Genomic DNA, 17,204 nt, shown 5'->3' on the forward strand with positions numbered 1-17,204 from the left:
GCTACTCAACAGCGAACCAACTGACCTGGCGCGGCGCGCTCCATTCCACAGCCATCGTTTCGATCAGCCATGCTCCGGCGACGTCAGCGACAAAAGCGATGCGTTGGGTCTGCCCTGTATCGACCAGCACCGTATCCAGCCAGAACGGTTTCCATCCGTCGTCGAGCCGGTCCAGCAGGCGGGCGTGATGGCCATGCAGGCGAAAGACCATGGGCTTTGCTGTCGTGTTTGTCAGCGCAAGCACGGCGGTCCGGCCGCGTTTGACACGGAAGGCGGGGGGCCTACGCGTGCTAAAGAGCGCCGGGCGACTCCATGAAGTTGGAGTTCCTTCAGAGGAGGGCAGCGGCACGTCGGCGCGCAGCGCGTTCCTGAGATCGAGTCTCGCAGGCAGGCTGGTGGATGGCAACGCAGGCGGCGCCGGCAGCGGCGCGGCCCGGCCCGGCCCGTCAGCTGAAACGTGCAGGCGGGCGATCTCATGTAGTTTGCCGCCGCCGTCATGCAGGGCGATGGCTGATGTCGTTCCCGACGGCAACGTGGCGTCTATAACGGCGTCGATCCGGGTTCCCGGGGCCAGTACCAATCGGCCGTTGCGCGCCAGAAACGGCTCCGCCGGCTGGCTGTCGATCGCTATGATCCGTACACCAAGATTTTTGATTTCAATAGCAATTACATTGCGTTGACAGGCATTTATGAACCTTAGCCTAAGTCGCTCGTTGATGTGAAGGTTAATGTCGAGCGATGGCTTTCCATTCACCAGGTAGAGAGGCGGTCCGACCTTTTTTTCGGTCGTTCCGGGCGCGACAGGAAGTCCTTCAGCATCCAGCCGCCAGTCCTCAATCAGCATGACCTCGTCACGGTCGACTTCCGCCGGCGTCTGTTCCTCGACGATCAGAGCCTGCGCGGGCGAGGGCTGCGCCAGACCATCTCCCAGCAGGCGGCTATCGCACATAAAAGTTCCGGCCTGCCGGAAGGGGAGTGAATAGCGATCGGTTTCGCCCGGCGAGATAGGGGGCCGAGCGGTCAATGGCTCGATGGCAGCCGCGCCATCTAATCCATGCCAGTTCAAAACAAACGGCGCCGGCAGGCCGTTGTTCACGACGAGGCCCATGCTCTCGCTTTGGCGGAAACGGAGGCTTCCGGAGGAGCCGTCGGTCTTCAGGGACCAGACCGTGGTTTCGCGATGATCCGGCCCAAGTGAAAGGGGGGTGGGCATCGCGTCAATGGCGTGTATTTGAGGATGTTGCGATTGCGCATGGATCGTGGCGGCGGGTCCTGCCGCGGCGGCTGCCCCGAAACCGGCCAGAAGATGCCTCCGGGTTAATCGAGCAGGACGAAACATCATTTGCCAATGCCGATCATGTTCTTCGGACCCTGTCCAGCACGGCCATTTTTTTACTGCAGACGGATGCCGCCATGTTATAAGCCCGCCGCATCGAAGCGCCTCGATGACGGCGGGAGATATCCGTTGCCCTCGATGCGCCTGGTTTCAACTCGTTCCGGTTTTAACTCGTTGGAGCATGAGGTCTACCGAAAGCCGCTTCGCATTTTTCGGCATCATTTGACATTCGCTTTGCCGACTCCCAGCCAAATGGTAGCAAATGTCAAACCCACTCCACCGGCGGGCGTGGCGGAATTGGTAGACGCGCTGGATTTAGGTTCCAGTGACGAAAGTTGTGGGGGTTCGAGTCCCTCCGCCCGCACCAAGCGCTAAAGCGTTTGAGCAGATGATTTCAGGCAGCTATCCGGGTTGGATACATGCCGGCCGTACACCGATGCAGGCGTTTTGCCGCGCATCGACCGATTGACAATGATTCGGCCATTCCAGCCGGATCGAGCGGAAGAAGATTGACGTCATGCAGGTGAACGAAACCCTCGCCGAGGGACTGAGACACGAGTTCCAGGTCAGCATTCCGGCCGCCGAAATCGCGGCCAAGGCGGATGAGCGGCTCGTCGACCTCAAGGACAAGGTGAAGATCAACGGCTTTCGTCCAGGGAAAGTGCCGGTCAGCCACCTCAAGAAGCTCTATGGCCGCTCCTTGATGGTCGAGACCATCGAAGACACGATCCGCGATACGAATATGCAGATCGTCAACGACCGTGGCTTCAAACTCGCAGGTAATCCCAAGGTAACGATGCCTTCGGAGGAGAAGGAGATCGAGGATATCCTCGCGGGCAAGTCCGACCTCAGCTATAGCGTGGCGATCGAAGTCGTGCCGCCGATCGAACTAGCGGACTTCAAGTCCTTCACCATCGAGAAGCCGGTGGTCGATGTTAGCGACGCCGACGTTGACGAAGCCATCAAACGGATCGCCGATCAGAATCGCACCTACTCCAACAGGACGGAGGGCGCGAAGGCCGAGAATGGCGATCGCGTCACCATTTCGTTCAAGGGCACCATCGACGGCGAGCCGTTCGAGGGCGGGAGCAGCGAGGATATCCTGGTCGTGCTGGGATCGAATGCCCTCATTCCGGGGTTCGAAGAGCAGTTGGTTGGGGCCGGAGTCGGCGAGACTCGCACGGTCAAGGCGTCGTTCCCTCAGAACTATGCGGACTCAGAGCTTGCCGGGAAGGATGCAGAGTTCGAGACCACGGTAAGCCTGATCGAGGCGCCGGAGGATATCAAGATCGACGACGAGTTTGCCAAGTTGCTCGGTCTGCAGGAGCTCGATCAGTTGAAGCAAGTCGTCCGCGAGCAGCTCAGCGCTGAATTTGCCCGAGCGATGAGGCAACACGTCAAGCGCGCGCTATTTGATCGTCTCGATGAGACGCACAAGTTCGATGCGCCCCCGACGCTGGTTGAAGAGGAGTTCGAACAGGTTTGGCAGTCGATCACGGCGGAGATGGAAAAAGAGAAGAAGACCTTCGCCGACGAGAACACCACCGAAGAAGAGGCCAGGGCAGAGTACCGCCGGATTGCAGACCGCCGGGTACGACTCAGCCTGGTACTCTCGGAGATCGGCGAAAAGAACAAAATCTCGGTCGCGGATGATGAAATCAACCGTGCGTTGATTAGTCGCGCCCGCCAGACGCCGGGCCGTGAGAAGGAAATTTGGGATTACTATCAGAAAAACCCGCAAGCGCTGGCTCAGATTCGCGCGCCCCTTTTTGAGAACAAGGTGGTGGATTACATTCTTGAACTCGCCACGATCACGGAAAAGAGTGTGACGCGCGAGGACCTCTTTAAGGAACACGAGGCGCACAGTACCGAGATCTGACCGACCGCGCGTTGGGGTCTGTACAGCGCCGCATGATATTATGGGTATGGATCGGATCCGGCGTCGCGATACGGTCCCGTCAGGCTGCGAATCGGTTCAGTTTGTGGAGTGAGCCTGACATTCGAGGCGGGGGTGCCGTCCAGGACCAGCTCGTACTGCGCGACCTTTCGTGGCGAACGTCAAAATCGAGGGCGCCAGCAAATTACGATTCCGGCGTGGCTTAGGTTCAGTCTTGTCGCCCAAGCGATGAACTTATATCTGTGGGCCGTGCTTGCCGAGTCCTGCATCACGGGACATTCATCCGCACCGGAAGAACTGAAGACTCTCGGTTTCTCGGATGTTCGTCGCCGCCAACCGCTGACACAAACTTTTGGGTGATCAATGCGCGATCCAGTGGAAACCTACATGAACCTCGTGCCGATGGTGGTCGAGCAGACCAATCGCGGCGAGAGGGCCTACGATATCTTCTCCCGGTTGCTGAAGGAGCGCATCATCTTTGTGACCGGCCCGGTCGAAGACAACATGGCGATGCTGACCGTTGCGCAGCTCCTTTTCCTGGAGGCGGAGAATCCGAAAAAGGAAATCTCGATGTACATCAATTCGCCGGGTGGCGTGGTGACTTCGGGTCTGGCGATCTACGACACGATGCAGTTCATTCGTCCGCCGGTCGCAACGCTGTGCACCGGACAAGCTGCGTCGATGGGCTCGTTGCTGCTGGCCGCAGGCGAAAAGGATATGCGGCACGCACTGCCGAACGCGCGCATCATGGTTCACCAGCCCTCTGGCGGTTTCCAGGGGCAGGCGACGGACATTATGCTGCACGCGCAGGAAATTCTGAGCCTCAAGAAGCGACTCAACGAGATCTACGTCAAGCATACGGGACAGACCTACCAGGCGATCGAGGAGGCGCTGGAGCGCGATAAGTTCCTCACGGCTGACATGGCTCGTGACTTCGGCATCGTTGATAAAGTGATCGACAAGCGCGCTGAAGAACCGGCCGCACCGAAGGCTTCGTAACGTATCAAGGCTCCGTCCAGTGACGAACGGAAGGCCGGTTGATCCCGATCCAGTTTGAACCATCGCGATTGCACGGCGATGGTTTCTGAAAAGTTCCTTGTCCTTCCGCGCGAAGTATCCGCCTGACTGGCATGATACCGGCGCAACGCTGGACCAGTTTTTGGCAAGGGAAGAGTCGCCTCCCTGGGCCAAATCAGGCTATTGTCGCATTGCGGATGGCTGCCGATTAGCGAATTCTTGAGAGTCGGGGAGCCATGGTGCGGTTGCTGCGTTTCAACTGGCGGTATGCGCAGGAGAATCGAATGGACCCGCGATTCGCGCGGGGTTGAGAGCGCAGGGTCTTTTCTGGTACGGACTTTGCTCATATGTAAACCCGTTAGACCGGATGTGCCGGATCGGAACGGGCGAGCAGGCGAACAGGCGGGATCGAGCGTCGGACGGAGACAGGAATGAGTAAGGTCGGTACGGGCGACTCCAAGAATACGCTGTATTGTTCGTTTTGCGGCAAGAGTCAGCACGAGGTGCGCAAACTGATCGCGGGCCCGACCGTGTTCATCTGTGACGAATGCGTCGAGCTCTGCATGGACATCATTCGCGAGGAGAACAAGTCCTCGCTGGTGAAGTCGCGCGACGGCATTCCGACTCCGAAGGAGATATGCAAGGTTCTGGACGACTACGTCATCGGGCAGGGCCACGCCAAGAAGGTACTTTCGGTTGCGGTCCACAATCACTACAAGCGGCTTAACCATCAGACCAAGCATAACGACGTCGAACTCGCGAAGTCGAACATCCTGCTGATCGGACCGACCGGATCGGGCAAGACGCTGCTTGCGCAGACGCTGGCGCGTATCCTCGACGTTCCGTTTACCATGGCGGATGCAACGACGCTGACCGAGGCCGGCTACGTCGGCGAGGATGTCGAGAACATCATCCTGAAGCTGTTGCAGTCGGCGGACTACAATGTCGAGCGTGCGCAACGCGGTATCGTTTATATCGACGAAATCGATAAGATCTCACGCAAGTCCGACAACCCCTCGATCACGCGTGACGTGTCGGGTGAGGGCGTGCAGCAGGCGTTGTTGAAGATCATGGAAGGCACAGTGGCTTCGGTTCCGCCGCAGGGCGGCCGGAAGCACCCGCAGCAGGAGTTCCTGCAGGTTGATACCACGAATATCCTGTTCATCTGCGGGGGCGCGTTCTCGGGCCTAGAGAAGATCATCTCGGCGCGAGGACGCACGACGTCAATCGGTTTCGCTGCGCAGGTGCTTGCGCCGGAAGACCGCCGCACTGGCGAAATCTTCAGGCATGTCGAGCCGGAGGATTTGCTGAAGTATGGCTTGATCCCGGAATTCGTCGGACGTCTGCCCGTCGTGGCCACGCTCGAGGATCTCGACGAAGCATCGCTGAAAAAGATTTTGACCGATCCCAAGAATGCGCTGGTGAAACAGTATCAGCGGTTGTTCGAGATGGAGAATATCGAGCTGACGTTCGCCGACGAGGCGCTCGGCGCGGTGGCCCGCAAGGCCATCGAGCGCAAGACCGGCGCGCGTGGGTTGCGCTCGATTCTCGAAAGCATCCTGCTCGAAACCATGTTCGATCTTCCGGGCCTGGAAGGGGTCGAGGAGGTCGTGATCTCGCGCGAAGTGGTCGAAGGAACCGCGCGACCGCTGTACATTTACGCCGACCGCTCTGATCGCGCGAGCGAAAGCAGCGCCAGCGCCTGATCCGACCGTTTTTCGGCTGTCTCGTGCCTCGCTGGCGGTTAGCCGCGAGGGGGTCTTGCTTTACAAGCCGATGGCTCCTGTAGGTTGCAAGCCGACGCTCCGTGTCGGTTACAAGCCGCTGATTTCCTTCACTTGACACGCTGGTGGTGGATGGCCACCTTATGCTGTCGGCGGCGGCGCATGTTCGCTAGCTGCTCACGACCTCGGGCAGGTGAGGCCTCGGTTCGCAAAGGCCCATTCTTCTCCAGGAAACTCGGCACCTTGTGGCGGTTGCGCATTGACATGCGGCTGCGAACAAGGGGGCGCAACAAAAGGAACAAGGCTATGACCGCCTCGAAACCCCGGCCAGCTATAGTCCACGGCGAAATCCATGCCTATCCGGTGCTTCCGCTTCGCGACATCGTCGTTTTCCCGCACATGATCGTGCCGCTGTTCGTCGGCCGCGAGAAATCGATCAGGGCGCTGGAAGAGGTGATGAAGAACGATGGGCTCATCATGCTAGCGACGCAGAAGAACGCGTCGGACGATGATCCTGTGCCAGATTCTATCTATAAAATCGGAACGCTCGCCAGCGTGCTGCAACTGCTGAAGCTACCCGACGGCACGGTGAAGGTGCTGGTGGAAGGTCTTGAGCGGGCGCGCGTCGAGACCTATTCCGACCGCTCCGACTATTATGAGGCGACCGCGGTCGCGCTGGCTGACACCGATACCAATAGCGTCGAAGCCGAGGCGCTGGCGCGTTCAGTCGTGTCGGATTTCGAAAGCTATGTGAAGCTGAACAAGAAGATCTCTCCCGAGGTTGTGGGTGTCGTGCAGGCGATCACGGATTTCGCCAAGCTTGGTGATACCGTAGCGTCGCACCTCGCCGCCAAGATCGCGGATCGCCAGGGCATTCTTGAGACGCTGTCTGTAACCGCACGTCTGGAAAAAGTGCTCGGTTTGATGGAGAGCGAGATCTCCGTTCTGCAGGTCGAGAAACGCATCCGTTCACGCGTCAAACGCCAGATGGAGAAGACCCAGCGCGAGTACTACCTCAACGAGCAGATGAAGGCGATCCAGAAGGAACTCGGCGATGACGAGGGCCGGGACGAGCTCGCCGATCTCGAAGAGAAGATCGCCAAGACAAAGCTTTCGAAGGAGGCTCGCGAGAAGGCCCAGCACGAACTGAAGAAGCTGCGGCAAATGTCTCCGATGTCCGCGGAGGCCACCGTGGTGCGCAACTATCTCGATTGGTTGCTGTCGATTCCGTGGGCCAAGAAGTCCAAGGTGAAGAAGGATCTCAACGCCGCCCAGGAAGTGCTGGACGCTGATCATTACGGGCTTGAGAAGGTTAAGGACCGTATCGTCGAGTATCTCGCGGTGCAGTCGCGCGCCAACAAGCTGACCGGACCGATTCTGTGCCTTGTCGGTCCGCCCGGCGTCGGCAAGACCTCGCTCGGAAAGTCGATCGCGCGGGCGACGGGCCGCGAATTCGTGCGCGTCTCGCTCGGCGGCGTGCGCGATGAGGCGGAAATCCGCGGTCACCGCCGGACGTATATCGGCTCGATGCCCGGCAAGATTATTCAGTCGATGCGCAAGGCCAAGACCTCGAACCCGCTGTTCCTGCTGGACGAGATCGATAAGATGGGCGCGGATTTCCGCGGCGATCCGTCGTCTGCCCTGCTTGAAGTCCTCGACCCCGAGCAGAACTCGACGTTCAACGATCACTATCTGGAAGTCGACTACGATCTGTCCAACGTGATGTTCCTCACGACCGCGAATACGCTGAATATTCCCGGTCCCTTGATGGACCGCATGGAGATCATCCGGATCGCCGGCTACACGGAGAACGAGAAGGTCGAGATTGCTCGCAAGCATCTCATCCCGAACGCGCTCACCAAGCACGGCCTGGATTCGAAGGAGTGGTCGATCGATGACGACTCGCTTCTGCTCATCATCCGTCGCTACACCCGTGAAGCGGGCGTGCGAAACCTGGAGCGTGAGCTTTCTACACTCGCCCGCAAGGCGGTGAAGGAACTGATGCTCTCGAAAAGGAAGTCGGTCAAAGTCACCGAGAAGGTCGTCGAGGAATTTCTCGGAGTTCCGAAATATCGCTACGGCGAGATCGAAACCGACGATCAGGTCGGTGTCGTGACCGGTCTGGCATGGACCGACGTCGGCGGCGAGTTGCTGACGATCGAAAGCGTAATGATGCCCGGCAAGGGACGCATGACGGTTACCGGCAACCTGCGCGACGTGATGAAGGAATCGATCTCGGCGGCGGCTTCCTACGTCCGCTCGCGCGCGATCACCTTCGGGATCGAGCCGCCGCTGTTTGAGCGACGCGATATCCACGTTCACGTCCCCGAGGGGGCTACCCCGAAGGATGGTCCTTCGGCCGGTGTAGCGATGGCGACGACGATTGTGTCGGTGCTGACCGGAATCCCGATCCGGCGCGATATCGCAATGACGGGCGAGATCACGCTGCGAGGCAGGGTTTTGCCGATCGGCGGTCTCAAGGAGAAACTGTTGGCAGCCGCGCGAGGTGGCATCAAGACGGTGCTCATACCGGACGAGAATGCCAAGGATCTCACTGAGATCTCCGAGTCTATCAAGGCTGGGCTGGAGATCATTCCGGTCGCGCGGATGGACGAGGTGATCGCCAAAGCGTTGGTGCGGCAGCCCAAGCCGATTGTCTGGGAGGAGGATACGAAGCTCCCGGTCACTCCCGATGCGGCTGACGAGGCGGCGGGCGGCCTGACCGCTCACTGATCGTCACGACATAATTGACGGAACGGCGCCTGCGAGGGCGCCGTTCTTGCATTATGATGCGACTATCGAGACGATGGTCATGGATATCGGGGGACAATGCGCCCGCGGGGCATCAAGATCGGCGGGCAGGTTGTATCCGATGGACAGGTACGTACGACCGCGACGGTGGCTTGCGTGCAGGGATGTGTCGGCGCTAAACAGGGAGCCGAGGGCGGCTAGCTCAGCTGGTTAGAGCATCTCGTTTACACCGAGAGGGTCGGGAGTTCGAATCTCTCGCCGCCTACCACAAACAAGCAGCTCAGGCTGACACAGTTATCGATCCCAGCTCCCCGACACGGGTCGATCATGACGAAACTTTACGATAGATCAAACCGGGGGCGATAAGGCATTCATTCCGGGCCAGCTGCGATGGCTCGAGCCCGCCGGCTCCTTCGAGAGCGATACGATCAAACTCAAACCGGGCGCCGCTCGAATCGACGATGTATTCGGGGATCGATTCCCGGCGATACTCACCGATGGAAGGACCTTGCTCGACGATCGTCTTATCTTCCTCATCTGCCATCTCTTCTCTCCATTCTGGTCCGAACCGCAGGCGGCATCTCCTCTGTCCCGCTGCGGCGGGATATCGCCCTCGGCTTGGGTGTGGTACGTTTTGACCTCGGCTTGTTACCAAGCCGCTAGATCGAGTGGTTTCCTCCATAAGCGGCGTCACGGATTTTGTGAAGGGCAATCGCTCGAATTGCGCGGGAGCGGTGATGGCAGGGGTTCCTCTGACGCGAAACGCGGACCAGATCGCCTATTGGAATGGACCCGGCGGCCAGCGCTGGGCTGATCGTCAGCGTATGCAGGATGAACTGCTGCAGCCGGTCTCCACCTTCCTGCTGGATCGTGCCAAAGCTATGCCCGGCGAACGCATCATAGATGTCGGCTGCGGCTGCGGTGCAACTACGCGGGCATTCGCGGAGAGGGTAGGCGCTTCCGGCTACGTCCTGGGAATCGATATTTCTGCACCGATGCTGGAACGGGCAAAGCAGATTGCGCCGAAGAACGCGTCGGTGGAATTTCTGCTCGCCGACGCCACCGTATATCCATTTGAGCCAGCGCGTTTCGATCTGGTGGCTTCCCGGTTCGGCGTGATGTTCTTCGACGAGCCGGTCGCGTCGTTTGCTAATCTGCGTCAGGCGCTGCGACCCGGTGGCCGCTTAGCATTCATTTGCTGGCGGGAGCCTCGCCTAAATCCCTGGCTCATGGTCCCGCTCCAGGCGGTCTACAACCATGTTCCGAAGCTCCCCGAGGTCGGGCCGGAAGACCCCGGTCCGTTCGCGTTCGCGTCCGAAGCGCGTGTCCATCGTATTCTCGGTGCTGCCGGTTTTTCCGATGTCGCAATGGAGGCCTATGACCTCACATTGGATATTTCGGTCGGCGGCGGAATTGAAGCCGCGGTCAAGTCCGCGCTTCAGCTCGGTCCCGCCAGCCGCGCGATTGAAGGCCAGCCTGTTGAAGTTATTGCTGCTGCGGCGAACTCGATCCGGGAAGCTCTTGCTCCGTTCGCCAGTGGGCAAACAGTGGTGCTTCCGGCATCGATCTGGATCGTAACCGCGCGCAACCTTTGATCGCTGCGCAGGCCCTGAGTTCGTCGACTCGCCGATTTAGAGATCCAAGTTTATCAGATCATGCCCTAGCAATATCCGTAAAGTCCGCAAGCGTACGGCAATCGGTCGAAATAGAACGAGATCACCGGCCGCTCCTCGTAGTACGGGCGATAGTAGAAATCGTTTGGCCTTCCGTAATAGCCCGGCACCGGCGGCGGAATCCGAAAACGGTAGAGCACGCTCTCCGGGTAGTCCTTCTCCTGCGCGACACGGACCGGCGGAGGTGCCGGTTCCGCGAAGATTTTGCCGATGCGGCTCTGCACTGGAAGGTCGGCGGCTGATCCCGTCGCTCCCATCATTGTAACTCCGATGACCGCAAGCGAGATGATGCGTAGCATTCTTGAAACCCCGATGATTCGAGGATCATATCTTCTGATGTTTAGGAAAGATTAACGATGTTCGCGCGGTCGTATCCCGCGATGACCGCGCGGCATCCGGACCTGCGGTCTCTTGCTCGCGATATCAGAAACGTCAGGCACGTTCTTCCCAGATCGCAGCGAGATGGACGATGGTGCGCACAGCGGCTTCCATGTCCTGTACGCTGACCCACTCGGTGCGTGAGTGGAAAGCATGTTCACCGGCGAAGATGTTAGGGCAGGGAAGTCCCATGAATGACAGCCGCGAGCCGTCCGTGCCGCCCCGAATGCTGCCTTTGGCTGGCTTGAGACCGGCGCGGCGGATTGCCTCCATCGCGTTGTCGACAACCTCCGGGTGACGATCCACAATCTGCTTCATGTTGCGATACTGGGGCTGAATGTCCAGCCGATACGTCGAATGTGGGAAGTCCGTCATGACATCGCGGATGATGCCCTCCAGCAAGGCCTCCTTCTCCGCCAGACCTGTTTCCGTGAAATCGCGCACGATGAAGTTTAGCGTCGCGTGTTCGAGCACGCCGCTGATTCCGGTCGGATGAAGAAAGCCTTCGCGGTCCTCGGTCGTTTCGGGCGAGCAAGTATTTTTCGGAAGCCGCTCCACAATGCGAGATGCGATCTTGATCGCATGTTCCATCTTTCCCTTGGCGAATCCGGGATGAGCGCTAACTCCCTTGATGGTAATAACCGCAGCATCGGCCGAGAACGTCTCGTCCTCGATATGACCTGCGGTCTCGCCGTCGACGGTGTAGGCGAAGTCCGCGCCGAGTTTTTTCAGATCGACCTTGTCGACGCCGCGTCCGATTTCCTCATCGGGCGTGAACAGGATTTTGATCACGCCATGCCTGATGTCTCGGTTGGCAAGAAGGACCTGCACTGCATCCATGATTTCGGCAACGCCGGCTTTGTTGTCGGCGCCAAGCAGCGTGGTGCCGTCCGACGTGATGATGTCGTTGCCGACCTGATCAGCCAGTGCCGGATTATCGGCCACGCGGATGATCTGCGACGGATCGCCGCATAGAACGATGTCGCCGCCGCGATAATTCCGGACAACCTGCGGTTTGACGTTAGCGCCTGAACAGTCCGGCGACGTGTCCATATGCGAACAGAAGCAAATAACCGGAACCTGCTTTGAGCTGTTTGCCGGAATGGTCGCGTACACGTAACCGTGCGGGTCGAGATGAGCATCGGCGGCGCCGATCTCCTGCAACTCCCTCACCAGCAGCCGTCCAAGATCCTTCTGCTTCCCGGTGGAAGGACAGCTGGAAGACGTCGGATCGGACTGGGTATCAATGGTGACATAGCGAAGAAAGCGCTCCGTCACCGTGTGATTGAATGTCATGGGAACAGCCATCGGGAATCCAGGGCAGGGCTGAGCAGTAAGAAATCAACCTCGCCAAATCCGCGATTGGGCTTTGCGTGGGCAACCGGTTCGTTGCGGCAAATCCTCGAGCGTTTGAACGGAGCGTCCTGGACCCGGCATTCCTGGTCAGATGGCTTCCTTGAGCTCTTTGGCGGCTCGGAACGCGACTTTCTTGGATGCTTTGATCTGAATTTCCTCGCCGGTGGCCGGGTTGCGTCCCTTGCGGGCGGCGCGTTTGCGGACCTGGAGGATGCCGAGGCCGACGATGCGGATACGATCGCCTTTCTTGAGGTGTTTGGTGATGCGGGTAACCATGTCGGTCAGGATGGCCTCGGAGGCCTTCTTGGACAATTCATGGTCCTCGGCCAACGCTGCCGCGAGATGTTTCAGGGTCACGGTGCTCGGGGTCGCTGCCTTCTTCGCCATAATATAGCTCTCCTCGTCATTGCCAGCGTCGAAAAGCAAGGCGTATCAGCCCTTGTTTGATTCGGGGAGATGCCGCTCGCGCCATTTTGCCTGCAAATAGCTGATTTTTTGCACCGACCCCTCAAAAAGCCTGATAGCAAAGGAGATCTGCAACTGCCTTGACTTGGAAAGGCCCCCCCTTTAAGCCATCACCCCTATGCGCGGATAAACGGCTTCCGCGGGAGTAGCTCAGTTGGTTAGAGCGCCGCCCTGTCACGGCGGAGGCCGCGGGTTCGAGTCCCGTCTCTCGCGCCATTCAGCGTGATCTCAGCTTCGGGTTTTGACGAGGGCTCGCAGCTCGGACCGGTTCCAGCCCGAGGTTTTCTCAATTGAGCGCCGCCAGATGGCGATTCGGTCACCGGCGAAATCAGGATCATCTAACGAGCGATGCTTCCGAACTGGATACCATCGTTGGTTGTCCGGCCTTTTTCACGTGAACAGTCTGGACGAAGTCGGTGCTTGGGTGAAGGGAAGTCCCGAAAGTCGTCAATACGGCACCCGCGACAAGCGCGACAATCACGATCTTCAGGTGGGTGGCGCGATCTGCGCTCTGGATCGAATGGTTCATGGTTTGCCTCCCGCCTCGTCACAACTCGTGGTCCGTAGGCAAGAGTAATAAAACCAGTTTGTTTCAGCGCGGCTTCGCGGCACTCCCGAAATGATTTCATTGGGTCTGATTTTTCGGGCCGTGGTTCGGCGGGTGAGCGAACAGCAGGTTGACCGCCCGGCCGCGGTCCTGGCTCCGATGTCAAGTCGCAAAATCTCCGTCCCGGTGCGTCAAATTAGGCTATCTTGCCACCCCTGTTTTGCTAGGCTAAAGCCTCTCAAAAGTTCCAATATCTAAACAAATCTGCGGGTAAAGCATCGCAGCGAGGGGAAGCGCCCATGAGCGGCATTTTGCAGAACTATCTTCCGCTTGTGGTGTTTATCGGGATAGCGGGTGTGATCGGCGCCGTGCTCCTGATTGCTCCATTTATCGTCGCATACAAGCAGCCGGACCCGGAAAAGCTTTCCGCTTATGAGTGCGGATTTAACGCATTCGACGATGCCCGGATGAAGTTCGACGTCAGGTTTTATTTGGTCGCTATTCTTTTCATCATTTTTGACCTTGAAGTCGCGTTTCTCTTTCCTTGGGCGGTCACGTTCGGCAAGCTCGGCGTGACAGGCTTCTGGTCGATGATCGTGTTTCTAGGGGTGCTGACGGTCGGTTTTGCCTACGAATGGAAGAAAGGCGCTCTCGAATGGGATTGAACTCTCCCACGGCAAAGGTCGCCTACGCCGGTAGCCCTCTCTCGGCTCCGTCGGGAGGCTCGATTTTGGACCCCAGCACCGGCCGGCCCGTCGGTGCGAGCGATCCGTACTTTCTCGAGGTTAATCACGAATTGTCGGACAAAGGTTTCTTTGTCGCCGCGGCCGACGACCTGATCACCTGGGCGCGTACCGGTTCGCTGATGTGGATGACCTTCGGCCTGGCCTGCTGCGCAGTCGAAATGATGCAGGTCTCGATGCCGCGTTATGACGTCGAGCGCTTTGGCTTCGCGCCGCGTGCATCGCCGCGGCAATCGGACGTGATGATCGTCGCCGGAACGCTGACCAACAAGATGGCGCCCGCGCTGCGCAAGGTCTACGACCAGATGCCGGAACCGCGTTATGTCATCTCGATGGGATCGTGCGCCAACGGCGGCGGTTACTATCATTATTCCTATTCGGTGGTGCGGGGTTGCGATCGCATCGTGCCGGTCGATATCTACGTGCCGGGCTGTCCGCCGACGGCTGAAGCACTTCTCTACGGCATTCTTCTCCTGCAGAAGAAGATCCGGAGAGTTGGAACTATTGAACGCTGAGGTTTAAAGGGATGGACGAGAGCAGGCTCGATGCCTTGGGCCAGATGATCGTCGCCACGCTTCCGGGCGCGGCCACGGATCATTCCGTGTCGTTCGGTCAACTGACCGTGACGGTTGAGGCGGCGAAGATTGTCGAGGTCGCTCGTTTCATCCGCGACGATCAGCGCTGCCGCTTCGTCAACTTCATCGACGTGACCGCGGTCGACTATCCCGGCCGTGAGAAGCGCTTTGATGTGGTCTATCATTTCCTGTCGCCGACGCTGAACGCGCGCATCCGCTTGCGTGCTCACGCTTCGGAGACCACCCAGGTTCCCTCGTTGATCGACGTGTTTCCCGGCGCGGACTGGTTCGAACGGGAGGCCTACGACCTTTACGGCGTGATCTTCACTGGCCATCCCGACATGCGGCGTTTGTTGACCGATTATGGATTCGACGGACATCCGCTGCGAAAGGATTTTCCGCTGACGGGCTTCGTCGAGGTGCGCTACGACGACGCCGAGAAGCGGGTCGTGTACGAGCCCGTGCGTCTCAACCAAGAATTTCGCAAGTTCGATTTCATGTCACCTTGGGAGGGCGCTGACTATCAGTTGCCGGGTGATGAGAAGGCGACGGGCGGCAAGGCGGGTAGCTGATGACGGAAGCACTTGGTGCCGTAACTCCCGGTATGCGTAACTTCACCATCAATTTCGGCCCGCAGCATCCGGCGGCCCACGGCGTTTTGCGCTTGGTGCTGGAGTTGGATGGCGAGGTGGTGGAGCGCGTCGATCCGCACATCGGCCTGCTTCACCGCGGCACCGAGAAGCTGATCGAGCAAAAGACCTATCTTCAGGCGATCCCGTATTTCGATCGGCTCGATTATGTCGCGCCGATGAATCAGGAGCACGCGTTCTGTCTCGCGGCCGAGAGACTGCTTGGGATCGCAGTGCCGCGACGCGGCGAGTTGATCCGGGTGCTCTATTGCGAGATCGGACGCATTCTTTCGCATCTCCTCAACGTCACCACGCAGGCGATGGATGTCGGCGCGCTGACCCCGCCACTGTGGGGTTTTGAGGAACGTGAGAAGCTCATGCTCTTCTACGAGCGCGCGTCCGGCTCGCGGATGCATGCCGCGTATTTCCGCATCGGCGGCGTGCATCAGGATCTGCCGCCAAAGCTGATCGATGACATCGACGCCTGGTGCGATCCGTTCCTCCAGGTTGTCGCCGACCTCGACAGGCTGTTGACCGCCAACCGCATCTTCAAGCAACGCAACGTCGATATCGGCGTGGTGACGTTGAAGCAGGCCTGGGAATGGGGCTTTTCCGGCGTCATGGTTCGCGGCTCCGGAGCGGCCTGGGATTTGCGCAAGGCGCAGCCCTACGAATGCTACGCCGAAATGGACTTCGATATTCCGATCGGAAAGAACGGCGACTGCTACGATCGCTATCTCATTCGCATGGAAGAGATGCGGCAGTCGGTTCGCATCATGAAGCAGTGCATCGCCAAGCTGCGCGCTCCCGACGGGCAGGGACCGGTAGCGGTCGAAGACAACAAGATTTTCCCGCCCCGTCGCGGCGAGATGAAGCGCTCGATGGAAGCTTTGATCCATCACTTCAAGCTTTACACCGAGGGTTTCCACGTTCCGGCAGGTGAGATCTATGCGGCCGTGGAAGCGCCCAAGGGAGAGTTCGGCGTCTATCTCGTCTCCGACGGCAGCAACAAGCCCTACAAGTGCAAGATCCGCGCGCCGGGTTTTGCGCATCTGCAAGCGATGGATTTCATCTGCAGGGGGCACCTGCTAGCGGATGTGTCCGCTATTCTTGGTTCGCTTGACATCGTGTTCGGAGAGGTTGACCGGTGATCGCACAGCCGCCGATCCAATTCGACCGAACCTCCGGCGTTCTTCAGGGAGCGAACGCCTGGGAGCGCGTGGCTGCGCTGGCGCTGGTGGCTGGCTCCAAGGTGTCGTCGCTGTTCTCGCATCGCGGCTACAACAGCTGCGCCAACCTGCTGCGCAAAACCTTGCCGGAGCGGGATATCGCCGTCAGGCTCAATCCCGATGCTACTTTCGCGTTTCCCTATGGCGACGGCTATTGGAGCAAGCTGCTCAATCGCTCCTTCAAGTATGAAGACGAACTTGAGTTGCTGTTTCGCGATTCCGCCGACGTCGATTACACGCTGCTCGATTGCGGCGCTAACTACGGTTACTGGTCGGTGCTGGTGTCCAGCAAGCCGTTCGGATCACGCAAGGCGATCGCGATTGAGCCGTCGTCCAAGAATTTCGCCAGGCTTTCGAACAATGCAAAGATCAATGGCAGTCGCTTCGAGGTGATGCAGAGCGCCATTGGCGCGACGCGCGGCACCGCGCGCCTGTCCGGCACCAAGCACGAGGCCTTCAGCATCGCCGGCGGCGCGGATGCCGGCGGCGAAGTTGTGCCAGTGGTGGCGCTAGATAATCTACTCGATGACGGCAAGATTTCACCTGACGGCAAGTACCTCATCAAGCTTGACGTCGAAGGCGTTGAGATCGAAGCCATCAAGGGCGGCACCCGCGTGCTGCAGGGTGATGCCGTGATCCTATGCGAGGAACACGGCAACGACCGAAATCACACCGTATCGCGCTATATTCTTGAGCAGACGCCGCTAGATCTGATCGTGCACGATCCGGCCAGTGATCGTTTCGAGACGTTAACCGAACTTTCCATTTTGGACCGCATCAAGGTTGCCTCCCACGTTGGATACAACGTGTTCGGAACCTCGAGCGCATTCTGGAAAGATCGTTTTCGTCGCCTGAACGCGACCGCGTCGCAACGTGTTCATTGA

16 protein-coding genes and 3 tRNA genes are annotated in these 17,204 nt (G+C 59.0%); 13 read left to right on the forward strand and 6 right to left on the reverse strand.

The window, feature by feature from the left end; all coding sequences use genetic code 11:
* Window position 1: 1 nt before the first annotated feature.
* Complete coding sequence (locus tag GGQ85_RS00265) at window positions 2-1,342, reverse strand: multicopper oxidase family protein (RefSeq protein WP_309772617.1); 1,341 nt, start codon at window positions 1,340-1,342, stop codon at window positions 2-4.
* 276 nt (window positions 1,343-1,618) lie between these two features.
* Here GGQ85_RS00265 and GGQ85_RS00270 point away from each other — a divergent pair.
* From GGQ85_RS00270 to GGQ85_RS00295, 6 genes are all read left to right on the forward strand, one after another.
* A tRNA-Leu gene (locus GGQ85_RS00270) sits at window positions 1,619-1,703 on the forward strand.
* A gap of 150 nt (window positions 1,704-1,853) precedes the next feature.
* On the forward strand, window positions 1,854-3,215 hold the full coding sequence (tig, locus tag GGQ85_RS00275; RefSeq protein WP_309772619.1) for a trigger factor: 1,362 nt from the start codon (window positions 1,854-1,856) through the stop codon (window positions 3,213-3,215).
* Between the two features lie 381 nt (window positions 3,216-3,596).
* The gene (locus tag GGQ85_RS00280; RefSeq protein ID WP_079446692.1) at window positions 3,597-4,232 is read left to right on the forward strand and encodes an ATP-dependent Clp protease proteolytic subunit; all 636 of its coding nucleotides are present in this window, start codon (window positions 3,597-3,599) and stop codon (window positions 4,230-4,232) included.
* A gap of 449 nt (window positions 4,233-4,681) precedes the next feature.
* A complete protein-coding gene (gene clpX, locus GGQ85_RS00285; RefSeq protein WP_040675983.1) occupies window positions 4,682-5,956 on the forward strand; it encodes an ATP-dependent Clp protease ATP-binding subunit ClpX in 1,275 nt (424 codons plus the stop codon).
* A 324-nt stretch (window positions 5,957-6,280) separates the two neighbouring features.
* Window positions 6,281-8,707: an endopeptidase La gene (lon, locus tag GGQ85_RS00290; protein WP_079446755.1), complete on the forward strand. Its 2,427-nt coding sequence runs from the start codon at window positions 6,281-6,283 to the stop codon at window positions 8,705-8,707.
* 209 nt (window positions 8,708-8,916) lie between these two features.
* Window positions 8,917-8,993, forward strand: a tRNA-Val gene (locus tag GGQ85_RS00295).
* Window positions 8,994-9,050: 57 nt separating this feature from the next.
* Here the strand turns inward: GGQ85_RS00295 and GGQ85_RS00300 are convergent.
* Window positions 9,051-9,269, reverse strand: a complete 219-nt coding sequence (locus GGQ85_RS00300) for a hypothetical protein (RefSeq protein WP_079446691.1) — start codon at window positions 9,267-9,269, stop codon at window positions 9,051-9,053.
* Between the two features lie 193 nt (window positions 9,270-9,462).
* Here GGQ85_RS00300 and GGQ85_RS00305 point away from each other — a divergent pair, with 193 nt between their 5' ends.
* Window positions 9,463-10,320 carry a class I SAM-dependent methyltransferase gene (locus GGQ85_RS00305; protein WP_309772625.1) on the forward strand — a complete coding sequence of 286 codons (858 nt, stop codon included), beginning with the start codon at window positions 9,463-9,465 and terminating at the stop codon, window positions 10,318-10,320.
* Between the two features lie 65 nt (window positions 10,321-10,385).
* On the opposite strand, the gene GGQ85_RS00310 is transcribed toward GGQ85_RS00305, so the two are convergent.
* From GGQ85_RS00310 to GGQ85_RS00320, 3 genes are all read right to left on the reverse strand, one after another.
* On the reverse strand, window positions 10,386-10,697 hold the full coding sequence (locus GGQ85_RS00310) for a hypothetical protein (RefSeq protein ID WP_309772629.1): 312 nt from the start codon (window positions 10,695-10,697) through the stop codon (window positions 10,386-10,388).
* Window positions 10,698-10,830: 133 nt separating this feature from the next.
* On the reverse strand, window positions 10,831-12,084 hold the full coding sequence (gene pepT / locus GGQ85_RS00315) for a peptidase T (protein ID WP_309772631.1): 1,254 nt from the start codon (window positions 12,082-12,084) through the stop codon (window positions 10,831-10,833).
* Window positions 12,085-12,219: 135 nt separating this feature from the next.
* Complete coding sequence (locus tag GGQ85_RS00320) at window positions 12,220-12,519, reverse strand: HU family DNA-binding protein (protein ID WP_079446753.1); 300 nt, start codon at window positions 12,517-12,519, stop codon at window positions 12,220-12,222.
* 217 nt (window positions 12,520-12,736) lie between these two features.
* Between GGQ85_RS00320 and GGQ85_RS00325 the strand changes: the two genes are divergently transcribed.
* Window positions 12,737-12,813: transfer RNA gene (locus GGQ85_RS00325), tRNA-Asp, on the forward strand.
* Between the two features lie 118 nt (window positions 12,814-12,931).
* Here GGQ85_RS00325 and GGQ85_RS00330 read toward each other — a convergent pair.
* Window positions 12,932-13,126: a hypothetical protein gene (locus GGQ85_RS00330; RefSeq protein ID WP_309772634.1), complete on the reverse strand. Its 195-nt coding sequence runs from the start codon at window positions 13,124-13,126 to the stop codon at window positions 12,932-12,934.
* Window positions 13,127-13,443: 317 nt separating this feature from the next.
* On the opposite strand from GGQ85_RS00330, the gene GGQ85_RS00335 reads away from it, so the two are divergent.
* Genes GGQ85_RS00335 through GGQ85_RS00355 form a run of 5 tightly spaced genes read left to right on the forward strand, consistent with a single transcriptional unit; the run spans window position 13,444 to window position 17,204 of the window.
* Window positions 13,444-13,809 carry an NADH-quinone oxidoreductase subunit A gene (locus GGQ85_RS00335; RefSeq protein WP_079446687.1) on the forward strand — a complete coding sequence of 122 codons (366 nt, stop codon included), beginning with the start codon at window positions 13,444-13,446 and terminating at the stop codon, window positions 13,807-13,809.
* Entirely contained in the window at window positions 13,779-14,402 is a 624-nt protein-coding gene (locus tag GGQ85_RS00340) for a NuoB/complex I 20 kDa subunit family protein (RefSeq protein ID WP_087881145.1), read from the forward strand. The genes GGQ85_RS00335 and GGQ85_RS00340 overlap by 31 nt, the downstream gene beginning before the upstream one ends.
* 11 nt (window positions 14,403-14,413) lie before the next feature.
* The gene (locus GGQ85_RS00345; protein ID WP_309772639.1) at window positions 14,414-15,034 is read left to right on the forward strand and encodes an NADH-quinone oxidoreductase subunit C; all 621 of its coding nucleotides are present in this window, start codon (window positions 14,414-14,416) and stop codon (window positions 15,032-15,034) included.
* On the forward strand, window positions 15,034-16,242 hold the full coding sequence (locus GGQ85_RS00350) for an NADH-quinone oxidoreductase subunit D (protein ID WP_309772641.1): 1,209 nt from the start codon (window positions 15,034-15,036) through the stop codon (window positions 16,240-16,242). Before GGQ85_RS00345 ends, GGQ85_RS00350 begins: the two co-directional genes overlap by 1 nt.
* Window positions 16,242-17,204, forward strand: a complete 963-nt coding sequence (locus GGQ85_RS00355; RefSeq protein ID WP_309772886.1) for an FkbM family methyltransferase — start codon at window positions 16,242-16,244, stop codon at window positions 17,202-17,204. The genes GGQ85_RS00350 and GGQ85_RS00355 overlap by 1 nt, the downstream gene beginning before the upstream one ends.

The sequence above is a fragment of the Nitrobacter vulgaris genome, assembly GCF_031453995.1.
GTDB classification, from domain to species: domain Bacteria; phylum Pseudomonadota; class Alphaproteobacteria; order Rhizobiales; family Xanthobacteraceae; genus Nitrobacter; species Nitrobacter vulgaris.